This window comes from Exiguobacterium sp. s131 (genome assembly GCF_018617345.1).
Classification (GTDB): domain Bacteria; phylum Bacillota; class Bacilli; order Exiguobacteriales; family Exiguobacteriaceae; genus Exiguobacterium; species Exiguobacterium profundum.
The window spans coordinates 375,694-388,524 of the sequence record NZ_JACSJX010000001.1 but is presented as its reverse complement, the minus strand read 5'-3'; the positions used below and the strand labels follow the sequence as shown (position 1 = coordinate 388,524).

Annotated in this window: 14 protein-coding genes and 1 pseudogene; 8 read left to right on the top strand and 7 right to left on the bottom strand. The window is 52.4% G+C overall.

Annotation, left to right across the window (positions count from 1 at the left end; genetic code table 11):
• Window positions 1-89: 89 nt before the first annotated feature.
• Window positions 90-245, bottom strand: a complete 156-nt coding sequence (locus tag KNO69_RS02115; protein WP_214815724.1) for a hypothetical protein — start codon at window positions 243-245, stop codon at window positions 90-92.
• Between the two features lie 125 nt (window positions 246-370).
• The gene (locus KNO69_RS02110) at window positions 371-1,087 is read right to left on the bottom strand and encodes a GntR family transcriptional regulator (RefSeq protein ID WP_078147525.1); all 717 of its coding nucleotides are present in this window, start codon (window positions 1,085-1,087) and stop codon (window positions 371-373) included.
• A gap of 175 nt (window positions 1,088-1,262) precedes the next feature.
• On the opposite strand from KNO69_RS02110, the gene KNO69_RS02105 reads away from it, so the two are divergent.
• From KNO69_RS02105 to KNO69_RS02085, 5 genes are read left to right on the top strand one after another with little or no spacing between them, the layout of a single operon-like run.
• Window positions 1,263-2,582, top strand: coding sequence for a 6-phospho-beta-glucosidase (locus KNO69_RS02105; protein ID WP_214815721.1), 1,320 nt, complete (start codon window positions 1,263-1,265; stop codon window positions 2,580-2,582).
• Window positions 2,579-3,898, top strand: coding sequence for a PTS sugar transporter subunit IIC (locus tag KNO69_RS02100; protein ID WP_012727188.1), 1,320 nt, complete (start codon window positions 2,579-2,581; stop codon window positions 3,896-3,898). Before KNO69_RS02105 ends, KNO69_RS02100 begins: the two co-directional genes overlap by 4 nt.
• A complete protein-coding gene (locus tag KNO69_RS02095) occupies window positions 3,895-4,227 on the top strand; it encodes a PTS sugar transporter subunit IIA (protein WP_084156011.1) in 333 nt (110 codons plus the stop codon). Before KNO69_RS02100 ends, KNO69_RS02095 begins: the two co-directional genes overlap by 4 nt.
• Window positions 4,224-4,517 (top strand): PTS sugar transporter subunit IIB, encoded by a 294-nt coding sequence (locus KNO69_RS02090; RefSeq protein WP_012727190.1) that lies wholly within the window; start codon window positions 4,224-4,226, stop codon window positions 4,515-4,517. The genes KNO69_RS02095 and KNO69_RS02090 overlap by 4 nt, the downstream gene beginning before the upstream one ends.
• Complete coding sequence (locus KNO69_RS02085; RefSeq protein WP_214815718.1) at window positions 4,510-5,205, top strand: carbohydrate deacetylase; 696 nt, start codon at window positions 4,510-4,512, stop codon at window positions 5,203-5,205. The genes KNO69_RS02090 and KNO69_RS02085 overlap by 8 nt, the downstream gene beginning before the upstream one ends.
• A gap of 35 nt (window positions 5,206-5,240) precedes the next feature.
• Here the strand turns inward: KNO69_RS02085 and KNO69_RS02080 are convergent, their stop codons facing one another.
• Window positions 5,241-5,801, bottom strand: coding sequence for an AAA family ATPase (locus KNO69_RS02080; RefSeq protein ID WP_214815716.1), 561 nt, complete (start codon window positions 5,799-5,801; stop codon window positions 5,241-5,243).
• Between the two features lie 134 nt (window positions 5,802-5,935).
• Between KNO69_RS02080 and KNO69_RS02075 the strand changes: the two genes are divergently transcribed.
• A complete protein-coding gene (locus KNO69_RS02075; RefSeq protein ID WP_214815714.1) occupies window positions 5,936-7,027 on the top strand; it encodes a S1 family serine peptidase in 1,092 nt (363 codons plus the stop codon).
• Between the two features lie 77 nt (window positions 7,028-7,104).
• Here the strand turns inward: KNO69_RS02075 and KNO69_RS02070 are convergent, their stop codons facing one another.
• Together KNO69_RS02070 and KNO69_RS02065 are read right to left on the bottom strand one after the other, a co-directional pair.
• The gene (locus KNO69_RS02070) at window positions 7,105-7,269 is read right to left on the bottom strand and encodes a hypothetical protein (protein ID WP_012727200.1); all 165 of its coding nucleotides are present in this window, start codon (window positions 7,267-7,269) and stop codon (window positions 7,105-7,107) included.
• A 19-nt stretch (window positions 7,270-7,288) separates the two neighbouring features.
• On the bottom strand, window positions 7,289-7,513 hold the full coding sequence (locus KNO69_RS02065) for a YobA family protein (protein ID WP_214815711.1): 225 nt from the start codon (window positions 7,511-7,513) through the stop codon (window positions 7,289-7,291).
• Window positions 7,514-7,632: 119 nt separating this feature from the next.
• Here KNO69_RS02065 and KNO69_RS02060 point away from each other — a divergent pair, with 119 nt between their 5' ends.
• Both KNO69_RS02060 and KNO69_RS02055 read left to right on the top strand, forming a co-directional pair.
• A complete protein-coding gene (locus KNO69_RS02060; RefSeq protein ID WP_214815708.1) occupies window positions 7,633-8,508 on the top strand; it encodes a tetratricopeptide repeat protein in 876 nt (291 codons plus the stop codon).
• A gap of 85 nt (window positions 8,509-8,593) precedes the next feature.
• Window positions 8,594-10,140 (top strand): annotated as a pseudogene (locus KNO69_RS02055) (IS3 family transposase); the annotation flags it as partial.
• A gap of 41 nt (window positions 10,141-10,181) precedes the next feature.
• Here the strand turns inward: KNO69_RS02055 and KNO69_RS02050 are convergent.
• Window positions 10,182-10,931, bottom strand: coding sequence for an SDR family NAD(P)-dependent oxidoreductase (locus KNO69_RS02050; RefSeq protein ID WP_196431159.1), 750 nt, complete (start codon window positions 10,929-10,931; stop codon window positions 10,182-10,184).
• 112 nt (window positions 10,932-11,043) lie between these two features.
• Window positions 11,044-12,741 carry a methyl-accepting chemotaxis protein gene (locus KNO69_RS02045; RefSeq protein ID WP_214815703.1) on the bottom strand — a complete coding sequence of 566 codons (1,698 nt, stop codon included), beginning with the start codon at window positions 12,739-12,741 and terminating at the stop codon, window positions 11,044-11,046.
• Between the last annotated feature and the right edge of the window lie 90 nt (window positions 12,742-12,831).

Below are 12,831 nucleotides of genomic sequence, written 5' to 3'. Positions count from 1 at the left end.
GCCTCCTGGTTCTAGTGTACATAAAGTCAGGAATCGACTGCATCCAATATGTATGGGGAAAGTTTATACACGATATTTATTGATAAAAATTACATCCCCATTAAATAAAGCATCGCAAGTTGTCCTACAGCAATAACTATCGGAACCATCGAGAGTATGGATAACCATCGCTTCTTCATCACAACACTGATTCCCAAGAACAATAGTCCGAAAATCAAGACACCGAAGATGGTAAACATCGTCACATAATTCACTCCCTCTACTCAATTTGATAGTATGTATCTTCTGTTTTTCGACTTCATACCCTTTTTAAATCACTAGATAATAAAAGCGCTCGACCGTTTCCAAACGAAACAGTCGAGCGCTTTTGTTAATTATACTCCCGTTCGATGACGAAGCTCGTCTTGTCTCCGCGGAAGTAGGAGCGTGAGTATTCAATCGCTCGTCCCGACTCATCCTCTGTCACCGTCTCGATATGGAAGCACGGTGACCCGAGTGGACAGTCGAGGAGTGCACTTACCTTCTCGTCAGCTAAGGCAATCTCTAGTGCCTCTGTCGTCTTGGCGACATGCACGTCGTGAACCTCGGCCAGTGTCCGGAAGAGCGAATGCTCGGCCTGTTCCTTCGTGATCCCCGGTGCAATCTGCCATGGGATGAACGAGACCTCGTACTGGGTTGGTTCCCCGTCCGCATGACGGATTCGCTCAATTTTCTGAATCGGGGCATTGTCTTCCGCTTCAAACACCGATGCGATTTGACCAGACGCCGAGATGACCGAGATGTCGATCAAGGCGACTTGCCCACGTTTTCCTTGGACGGCGAGCTGGGCCGCATAGTTGTTCGGCGTGTACGACAACGTTTGTTGGACTTTCTTCCCGGCTACGAACGTCCCGCGTCCTTGTTGACGGACTAGATAGCCTTCCATCGTCAACTGGTTAAGTGCGCCCCGTACCGTCGTCCGGCTCACATCGAACTCCTCGCAAAGCGCGTATTCGGTCGGAAATTTTTCCCCTTCTTTATAGTGCCCACTTTTGATGCGGGACAGCAGTTCATCCTTGATTGCGGTTTGGAGCGTCGATTGCGACATGTCTCCATCTCCTTTACGTTGGGTTGGTTCCTTTATTGTGATACAGCAAGCATACAAATGCAAATACAAAAACTTATTTGTATTATTTGTATTTTTTTATATTGCTGAAAGTTGTATCATTTGTTATATTTGTTACGACAAAAAGAAATCGCTTTCAAAAGGAGGAGTTGGCACCATGGCAGTCAAGGTCGTCATCATCGGCGGTGGGTCCAGTTACACCCCGGAAATCATCGAAGGATTGATTGATCGACAGGCAACGTTCCCCGTTCGGGAGATTGTGCTCGTCGATATCGAAGAAGGGAGGGAGAAACTAGAGATCGTCGGTCGTCTCGCTCAGCGGATGATTGAAAAGGCAAACGCCGAGATCACACTCAGTTGGACGCTCGATCGAAGAGCCGCACTCGTCGGCGCAGATTTTGTATCCACACAGATTCGGGTCGGTGGACTCAAGGCACGCGCGCTCGATGAACGCATCCCGCTCAAGCATGGCTTCATCGGGCAAGAGACGAACGGCGCAGGCGGATTATTCAAAGCATTCCGTACCATCCCGGTCTTGATCGACTTGGCAAATGAAGTCGCCGAGATTTGTCCGGATGCCTGGCTCGTCAACTTCACCAATCCGGCGGGCATCGTCACCGAGGCCGTACTCAAGCACTCATCTCATAAGAAGGTCATCGGTGTCTGCAACATCCCGTTCAACATGCGAAACTCGGTCGCTGAGATCCTCGAGACACCTGTCGAACGAGTCGCGATTGAATTTATCGGATTGAACCACTTCGTCTTCGGTCGTCACGTATGGGTCGACGGCGTGGACCGGACGAGTGACGTCCTCACCTCGCTCAACTCAGGCAACGATTACTCGCCGGCGAACATCGTCGGTCTCGGTTGGAGCGAATCGTTCCTATCGTCACTCGGCATGTTACCGAACCCGTATCACCAGTATTACTTCCAGACGAAAGATGTGTTGAAGAAAGACCTCGAGGCGTACGCACAAAATGGCACCCGTGCCGAAGTCGTGCAACAAGTCGAGGCGCAGTTGTTCGAGAAATACAAAGACGTCGATCTCGCCGTCAAACCGGAAGAGCTTGAAAAACGTGGAGGCGCCTACTATTCAGACGCCGCCTGCAACTTGATGGACTCGATTCACAACGACCGCGGTGACATCCAGACGGTCAACACGCTCAATAACGGCACGATTCGAGATTTACCAGACGATGCGGTCATCGAAGTGAACGCCGTCATCACGAAGTCGGGGCCTCGCCCAATCTCCATCGGCGCGTTGCCGCTACCGATCCGTGGGCTCATCACGAACTTAAAAACGTTTGAACAGCTCGCCATCCAAGCGGCTGTATCTGGCACGTACGAGGACGCCTACCTTGCCTGCCTCATGAACCCGCTCATCCAGGACGAGAAACGGATCGACCCGCTTCTTAAAGAGCTGTTCACAGCGCACGAGGCGTACCTACCCCAATTCAAGAAGGAGGTTTACTCATGAACAAGTTTATTGAAATCGCGGGACGTATCGGGTCCCAAAGGCACTTAGTCGCCATCCGTGACGGATTCGTTTCCGTCATGCCACTCATCATCGTCGGGTCGCTCGCGGTCCTCATCAACAACTTCCCAGCCATTAACATCGGTGGTCTCTCACTCGACTTCGTCGGCTCGATGAACAGCATGTTCGGCGAAGGTAATTGGCAAGGGCTCGGTGGTAGCATTTGGAACGCGTCCTTCGCGATACTCGGACTCCTGATCGCCTTCTCGATCGGGTATAACTTGGCCCGTTCATACGGGATTGACGGGCTCGCGGCGGGGATCTTGTCACTCGCCTCATACATCATGCTCGTACCGGTCACTGCTGACTGGGGTCTCAACTTCGCATGGCTCGGCGCACAAGGTCTCTTCGTCGCCATCATCGTATCGATTGTCGTTACAGAAATGTTCCGCTACCTCATCAATACGAAACTGACGATCAAGATGCCAGAAGGTGTACCAGGTGGGGTCACACGTTCATTCCAAGCGCTCATCCCATCAATGATCATCTTGACGGTTGTCGCAGGATTCCAGCTCTTCATGACGCTCGTCGTCGAACTCAGTGTATTTGAAGTCATCTTTAAAGCGATCCAACAACCGCTCCAAGGATTCGGCGACTCACTCCCGGCTGCCTTGCTCATCGCCTTCTTGAACCACATTCTTTGGTTCTTCGGGCTTCACGGGACGAACATCATCGGCTCGGTCATCGAACCGGTGTATCTCCCGCTCATCGAGCAAAACTTGGCTGCCTTCCAAGCCGGAACGTCAGCGTTTGATGTACCGTACACGGTCACAAAACCGTTCTTGGATGCGTTCGTCTTCATGGGTGGATCGGGTACGACGTTCGCGCTCTTACTCGCGATCTTCATCGTCGTCCGCAAACAACGGAATCACCCGTATCACCAAGTGGCAAAACTGTCGACACCAGCCAGTCTCTTTAACATCAACGAACCGGTCATCTTCGGTCTTCCAATCGTATTGAACCCGATCATGCTCGTACCGTTCATCTTAGTGCCGGTCACGCTCACCATCGTCTCTTATGTCGCGCTCTCGACAGGCATGGTTCCCAAGACAGTCGCCATTGTCCCTTGGACAACGCCACCAATCATAAGTGGCTATTTGGTCACGGGCGGTAGCGTTCGCGGCGTCTTGCTCCAAATCGTCAACTTGTCGATTGCGACAGCGATGTATATTCCATTCGTCATGGCAGGAGCGAAGGCGATGACAGCCGAAATCAATAAAAACAAAGCTGCTACTGAGGAAGGAGAAAAGATTTCGTGAAAACCGAAACCATCCAAGAACTCTCGTTTATGATTATCTTACATGCCGGAAATGCACGCTCATCTGCATTCGAGGCTATCGCTGCCGCGAAACGCGGTGAAGCGGACGAAGCGGCGGCAAAGTTGAAAGAAGCCGACGCGGCCTTCTTGGACGCACACAAGCTACAAACGGAGCTGTTACAAGAAGAGGCACGGGGGACGACGAGCGACATGAGCGTCCTCCTCGTCCACGCACAAGACCATCTTATGACGGCGATGACCGTGAAAGAGCTCGCTGTCGAAATGATTGACATGATCACCCGTTTGAATCGATTGGAGGAAACGACATGAACATCTTACTCGTCTGCTCGGCAGGAATGTCGACATCAATTTTAGTGGAAAAAATGCGGAAGGAAGCTGCCGCACGCGGACTCGACGCATCCATTGACGCGATTCCGGAGTCGCGCTTGAAAGAACAGTCGAACGTCGACGTCATCTTGATCGGACCACAAGTCCGCTACCTCGAAGGCAAAATCAAGTCGTCCGTCGACGTCCCGGTCGCGGTCATCGATAACATGGCGTATGGGATGATGAAAGGCGACCTGGTCCTCGACCAGGCACTCGGTCTCGTCAATGCTTAAAACGTTCGTCCTCGTCAACGCCGATGACTTTGGCTTGACGACGGGTGTGAACGCCGGCACACTCGACAGTCACGTGAATGGAATCGTCAATTCGGCGACGATGATCATGAACGGGTATGCCGTCGAGGAAGCGGTCCGACTCGCGAAACAACATCCGTCGCTCCGTGTCGGGGTCCATCTCGTCTTGTCTTGGGGCAAACCGCTCGCCGACACGAGTGCTCCCCTCACGAAAGAAGATGGTACGTTCCGCTACACGAGCCGCTTCATGACTGAAGACTCGCCTGACCCGGAACTCGTCTATTTGGAGTGGAAAGCCCAAATCGAGGCGTTCCTTGCGACAGGACTTCCACTCGACCATCTCGACAGCCACCATCACATTCACGGTTGGCCGGTCCTGCACGACGTCATCATTCGTCTCGCTGAAGAATACGACACGACGTTTCGGGCCTTAACGACGCTCGGGTCACGCCGAGACTTGTGGGTGACCGAACGGTTCAGTGATCAGTTCTACGCGGATGGCGTCTCCCATGCGACGCTCGATGCCATCGAACCAGGACGATCCATCGAAGTGATGGTCCATCCGGCCGACCTCGATGATCGTCTTCCGAACGTCACCTCATACCTTGTACCACGCCTCCTCGAAAAACAGGTGTTGGTCGACTATGAACGCCCCGAATGGTGGGCATGAGAAAAGCGAGTTCCCTTTGACGGGGACTCGCTTTTTCATAGGTCAAATGCTTGTTGAATCTGTGCCGCTGTCTCCTCTGGACTTAAGTTCGTGTTATCGATCCGGAGATAATGCTCGACGTCTAACTCCCCGGGACGTGAGTTCAATCGATACATCGTCGCCGTCTGTTTCAGTTCTGCCTCGGACCAAGCGATGTCGCGCTTCGACGGTTTATGCGTGAGGCGGTTCTCCGTCGTATTGCGCACGAGCCGCTCTTCCATCTCAGCCTCGAGCTCGACATAGTAGATGTCCGCCCCGTGTGACTCGAACAAATCCGTCACTTTCTTCACGTAATCCCAGTCCTCCTGCATGTCAAACGCCCAGACGAACGTGAAAATCATGCCGGGTAGATCACTCTTGGCGACCGCCTCGAACAGTTCTTGACGAAAGTGTTGGACGAGTCGCTTCCCTTCCGGCGTCCCGTAATTGAAGAACGGTCCGACGAGGTCGATCGTCATATGATTATGGAATAATTTCAGTCCGGTTTTGTCGGCGAGCGCCTGCCCGACCGTCATCTTGCCGACGGCTTGCGGACCAAATAAGATGATGAATTTCATTGGATTTCCCCCTATATCTTTTGAAGATTTTATCATGTGACTTAAAATGTGTGACCCCTCCAAAATATTTGTTTACCTCTTTCCAAATGAAGGAATAAGCATAGCATCGAACTTTATAGAAAGAAGGTGCCCCCGTGACTTGTCCCCACTGCGGAAAGAAGACACGATCGAAAACGGTCTGTCCGACGTGCGGCCGCCGCTCACGTCGCACGATTTGGTTATTTGCCACCCCATTCGCTATCGCACTCATTGCCTTTGTCACCTTCATTGGAAACGCCTATTTCACGGACATGCTACGTTCGACCGACTCGCTCGCCGATCAGGTCAACATGCCGATTGGGGAAGATACGGTCTCCGCTGACGAAGCGACACCGGTCGACTTCGCCGCACTACAAGATAGCCTCTTCACCGTCAGTTACGGGACGGGATTTTTGGTGAGTTCACGCGATGTCGTCACAGCGGCCTCGAATGTGGCTGGATTGACGAATATCATCATGTACCATGAAGGGCAGGCCGTCTCCGGCACCGTCGTCGGTCGGACGAAGCTCATTGCTGTCATTCGAATCGAAGAGACGGAGAACACACCATACACACTCACGCAAGCAATCGCCGCAGAGGATGAGACGTTGATCACCTTGACGATGCAAGAACGCATCAACGGTACGGTCACATTCGCCGAGAACGGCTATAGCCGAAACTTTGAATTGCCTCGTCATGCGTATGGCAGTCCGCTCCTTTCAGCATCCGGGCGAGTCGTCGCCATCCATTTGCGTGGAATCGCCTTGCCGACCGCACTATTTGAGCAAGACATCCGGACGTTCATCGCAAAAGATGCACCGGCACCGCCACCTATCGAACTCGCACCGATCGAACCGATCAAACCAGATTTGACAGAAGAACCGGTCGTCGTTCCGGAAGCACCCCCTATTCCCGAGGCGCAACCTGAAATCCCACCGGCCACTGAACCGGAGGCGCCGGTCGAGGAAGAAGTCGAAGAGGAAGTTGTGGAAGAGCCCGAACCGACGACACCGGAAGTGACGCCGGAAGAGCCTGCGGAACCGCCAAGTGAACCAGAGGAACCGACGGACCCACCGGAAACGGAAGAGCCGATTGAAGACGATCCTCCGGTGACTGAGCCGGAGGAACCGAGCGAACCGGAAGAGCCAGCGGAGCCAGAAGAACCGACGACGCTCGAACCAGACGGGGATGAGGGCTCCATCGTCTAAGACGATCCGGACACTGAAGAAAACATAAATGAAGAAGAAAACGACACAAGCACTCCATCCGAATGATGGAGTGCTTGTTATTCGTCACGTGTGAAACGTCGTTGGAGATTGCCGAGCACCGCTCCTAGTCCGAGTAATAGAATCGACAGCGCCCAGAACGGGAGCGCGTCTTGCAATAACCAGACGACGAGGGCACTGAAGCCGACGACGGCTCCAAGCCATAGAAAGTTCCGTTGTCCCATGTCATTCACCTCGTCCTCATCATAACACATCGACCTGACGTGCCGTCGCTTGCGGTGGCAAGGAGCGTGTCAACCGTTCATCATGCTCGACTCGAACCTGTTGCCCGACGAGAAGCGGTGTCTCGTCCAAAAGAGGTCTCGCTACATGAAACACGATGCCATCAAACGGTTCCGCTTCCCGCGTCGGCGTGACGCGGATTTTTTCCTCCATCACCTCTGCGACATATCCAGTGAACGTCGCCATGCCTTCCCCCTCCTTTCCAGTCTTTACTTTCCATTTCCCGTTTTTGCAAAAGATGCTACTCGCCTGTTACAAGAACAAGTATAATAGAGCGACACCAGTACTTGTGAGGAGGACACCCTATGACACAAACCATCGATTTAAACACCCCAGAGTTCCAGCGCACGTTCCTTGAGATGATGCTCCTCGCAGAATTAACGGAAGCTTATAACGCTGAAGCCATCAATGACATGGCGACACGGGGCGAGACCGCGTTCCCGGACGACCCATTCTTCCCGGCGATGCGTGCTTATCCATATATTCGAGAAGGTGACACCGATTCGGCCAAACCGTGGCTCGAGAAAGCGAGTTCGCTCGGTGACCACTACATTCTTCATATGTTAAAAGGATTTGTCAGTGAAGACACCGGGTTCACGTTCGAGGCTGAACAACACTTTCTCCGTGGCGTCGAACGCTATCCGGATGTCCCAATCATGCATCGCGCCCTTGCCGTCCACTACTTCGACCGCAAATTCCATGGCGAGGCCGGTCTTCATATCATGAACTATGTCCGGCTTGCCGGATTTGGTCCGGACACCGTCCCGATGTTGCTCGAATTTTTCCAAGTGTATGACGACATTCCGCTCGATATGGTCAATGAACTGATGAAAACTTCGAGCGGTTACTTAACATTAAACCCACATGACCCGCATGCCCATTCCTTATACGCGTCTATGTGTAGCCATCGTTTCGCTGCACTGACGGCCGAGTTGAAGGACGATGACCCGCTTACCGACGAGATGATTTGGATGCTCTTAGAAGTCGAGAATCACGGGATGTGGAGTGCGACTTATGACCGCAGTGAAGAGCGGATGTTCCGTCACATGTTCGCGGAATACGTCGACAACGTCATTCTTCCGAACACGTCTCAGCTCTATGTGTGGCGCCTTCGGTTGCGTTACTGGACACGTCGCCTGACACACCGCTTCACGGGTGGTTACTCTGTACCGACGTCATGAAAAAACATCACGCCAGCGTGATATGCTCCCCAATAGGTAGACAGATGAAATAAAAAATCTGTTTATCTATTGGGGAGTGTTTTTTATGGCGAGAAGTCGGCATACGATCGAACAAAAATTGAGTGCGCTGCGCATGATGGAAGAAGAAACATATACTTGGAAGGAAATCATGGGGGCTCATGGCGTCTCTAGGCACACCCTCCAGGTGTGGAAAGTGAAATTCGATACCGGTGGGATCGATGCGTTGAAGGAATCGAAGGCATGGAAATCTTACACCAAGGAACTGAAAATCGCGGCCGTCCGCGACTATCTCGATGGGTTCACTAGAATGAAGGTACTCTCCAAGTATCAGATCAGTAATTGGTCTGTTCTTCGTAAATGGATTAAGAAGTATACTAGTCATAGCGAGTTAACAGATTCGAGAAAAGGAATGGATCGAGCTATGACAAAAGGAAGAAAAACTACATTCGAAGAGCGCCTTGAGATCGTGAAATATTGTTTGGAGAATGGACGCAACTACCAGCAGACCGCGGAACAATTTCAGGTCTCCTATGCCCAGGTCTATGGCTGGATCAAAAAGTATGACACGGGCGGGGCAGAGGCGCTCGTGGACCGCCGTGGGCGTACGAAGCCAGAGGACGAACTAAGCGAAGAAGAGAAGCTTAAGCGCCGTATCCAGCAAATGGAGCTTGAGAACGAACTTCTTCGTGCGGACATCTTGTTCCTAAAAAAGTTAGAGGAAATCGAGAGGATGTCGTGATCAGCCAGGTACGGCTACAGCAACGATATATCGCCATCAAAGAATTAAACGAAGAGGAGGCCCTTTCGATCGTGCTCCTCTGTCGAGTCGCCGGCATCTCACGGGCGGCCTATTACAAATGGTTGAATCGTACCATACCGGTGCGTCAAGAAGAGAACGAGAAGCTTCTGGAGGACATTCGTCTACTCTATGACCAGGCGAACGGCACATACGGGTACCGTCGGATCACGGTGACCATCAATCGGCTGCGCCGGCAACAGAGCCTGTCCCCGTTTAATGAAAAGCGGATCTATCGCTTGATGCATATCCATGGGATCCAATCGATCATCCGCCGGAAGCGGAAGAGACATAAGAAATCAACGCCACAACATGTGGCCGAGAACCTGATGAACCGAGAATTCAGTGCATCCCGGCCAGACGAGAAATGGTGCACCGACGTCACCGAGTTCAAATACGGCGCCGGGAAGAAGGCCTACCTGAGCGCGATCATCGACCTGTATGACGGCTCAATCGTCGCCTATCGCATCGGGAGGTCCAACAACAACGGGCTCGTGTTCCATACGATGATGCCAGCCATCGCGGGGCTCCGTACAGGAGCACGTCCGATGATCCATAGCGACCAAGGGTTCCAATATACCTTGAGAGGGTTCAAACGGATGGTAGAAGACGCGGGCATGACCCGAAGCATGTCCCGGGTCGGACGTTGCATCGACAATGCGCCGATCGAGAGTTTTTGGGGCACCTTGAAAGTGGAGATGTACTACTTGCGTGAGTTCCAAGCATATAGCGAACTCACATCGGCCATCGAGACCTACATATCGTTCTACAACCACGATCGTTTTCAGAAACGACTAAACGGCTTGAGCCCTGTCTACTTGACGGGGAGCAGTTCAGCGCGGCGTGATGTTTTTGTTTATCCGGCATACGGTTTAATCGGTCCGCGCAGGCTGAACGAGTAGTCCTCCGGATCGACAATCCCGACGACTTCGTCGCCTTCAAGTAACTCCCATAGGAATTCTGCCATCTCGCGCGCCGTGTGATACTTTGCGACGTTCTCGCTATAGTCGAACCCTTCCGTATCGCGAGCCCGGTCTGCGAAACTCGTTTCGGTTGCAGCCGGTGCGAGTACTTTCGCCCGAAGCTTGGCCCCGCTCTGCTTCAACTCTTGCGCGAGCCCTTCCGTATACGCACTCACGAAGAACTTCGTCGCACAATACGTGACCGAGTTCGGGACGATCCGATAGCCCCCGACAGACGACACGTTCAACAGTTGCGCCCCTTCGACGTCATGATAATCTCGGACGTATAGACTCGATAAGACGGTGAGCGCTTCGATATTCAGACGAATCATGTTCTCGATTTTACCAAGGTCGACGTCCTTGATGAGATCTGCATCCCCAAATCCTGCATTGTTGATCCACGTTTCGATATCGAGGTCCGCAAGCGATTCATATAATCCGTACACGTTCTCGCTATATGATAGGTCGGTCGATTTGATGATGACGTCACTGTCAGACGAGATCGATTTGATTTCATCGCGTAACGACTCCAACTCTTCTTTTCGTCTTGCGACGAGCACGAGCGACTTTCCCTTTTCAGCGAGCAACTTCGCTGTCTCATACCCGATACCTGAACTGGCTCCTGTAATGACCGTATACTTCATATAATCCACTCCTTTTTGTCGTTTACCTTGTTGTTGATTCCCCACTTTCTTCATCGCGAATCGTTCCGATGTGAACGAAAAGCCCTGACTCCAGGGAGACAGGGCTTTCAACTTATGTCGTGAATCGACCAATCAGTGTCTGCAGGTCACTCGTCATATTGCCGAGTGATTCGGCGACACCGTTCAATTCTTGAATCATCGCGAGTTGGGCGTCAGCCGTCTCACCGACCGTACGCATCGTGTCGGCCATCCCTTCACTGTCTTGTGACATTTGAAGAGAGGACGTTGCGACTTGTTTCGTCGTCTCCGCAATCTCATGCGAGGCGATGCGGATATGTGACGTATTATCGACTGATGTCTCGAGCTGACTGACAATCTGTTCGAACGCGCGTGTCGCTCGTTCGAGCAACAACGTGTTCGTCTCGACGCGTTTCGCACTGACGACGTGTTGGTCGAGAACGGCGTTCGACTGTGTCTGAATCGACTCGATCAACCCGGCGATCTGTGTCGCCGACTGCTTCGACTGCTCGGCAAGTTTACGCACTTCTTCTGCAACGACGGCGAACCCTTTTCCTTGCTCACCGGCACGTGCCGCTTCGATGGCCGCGTTCAATGCCAACAAGTTTGTCTGGTCGGTGATCGATTGAATGACCTCGGTAATAAGGGCGATCTCGTCAGACTGTTGCTTCAATGCCGAAATCGATTCTCCCGTCAGACGTGTCTCCCGCTCCAGTGCGAGCACCTCGTCTTTCGCCTGAGCCATCGTCGCACCACCTTCTTCGGCGAGCTTCAAACTCTGTGACACATCATCGTCAATCGAGCCAATCGATCCAGCGATACGACCGATGCCTTCATCGGCAGCAGCCACCGCTTGAGATGTTCCAGTCGCTTCTTTCGCCTGCGCGACCGTTTCTTCCACGACTCGGTCGATGAGACGTGTCGTTTCCTCCGTCTGTGACGCCATCTCTTCCGTACTCGCATACAGTTCTTCTGATTGTGCTGTGATTTCCTGTGCGTTTTGGGTGACGCGGTCAATGAGTTCGCGCAAATTACCCTTCATGCGGTTGAAGCCGGTCATCAATTGTCCGATTTCATCTTGTGTGAGCGCCTGAAGATCCTCACGTGTCAAATCACCTTCCGCGACTACTTCTACTTCTTTCGCTAAGAAACGGAGCGGTGTCGTCACCATACGGCTGATGGCATATCCGGCGCCCATCGTCAGGACGAAACTGACGATGGCGATGAAGACCGAGTACCAGAAGGCACGCTGACTCGCTTCTTGGAGCTCCATCTGCATCGCCAACATCTTCTCTTCCGTCTCGGCCTGCAATGCGTCTCCGGTCGATGCGATCGATTTCGTCACGTCTGGCATGAGACGTAGTGTCAAACGATCAATCGCTTCTTGATCTTTTGAGTCGATTGCCGTGATGGCTTGAGTCGCCAACTCGTCATATCCAGTCGCATATTCGAGTAACGATTCAAATTCTTTTCGTTCGGACTCGTTGTCCGCGAGTTCGATCAACGATTCGATGGCGGCTTTCTTCTCTTCTCCACCACGAGTGATTTGTTGTTTCCGTTCATCGTCTTGTACGAGCACATACCCACGAACCCCATACGCCTGGCGCACCATCCCGAGCGCCAAATCGTCCGCCGCTTTCATCTTCATGACATCATTTGAGATCATCTGTTCATACTGACTCGTCATCCGATCGAGCGTCCACAGATTATAGGCCATCCCGACCAATGTCAGAATCAGGATCAAGCCGACACTTGCCATGATTTTTCTTGATAACGTCCATGTGTTCCACATCTTTTTCACGTACTACGAGGAGACCTCTCCTCTTCCACCTCTTTTTCTTTCTGTTTTATGTACTGCCATTTTTATATCGGACGCAACAGC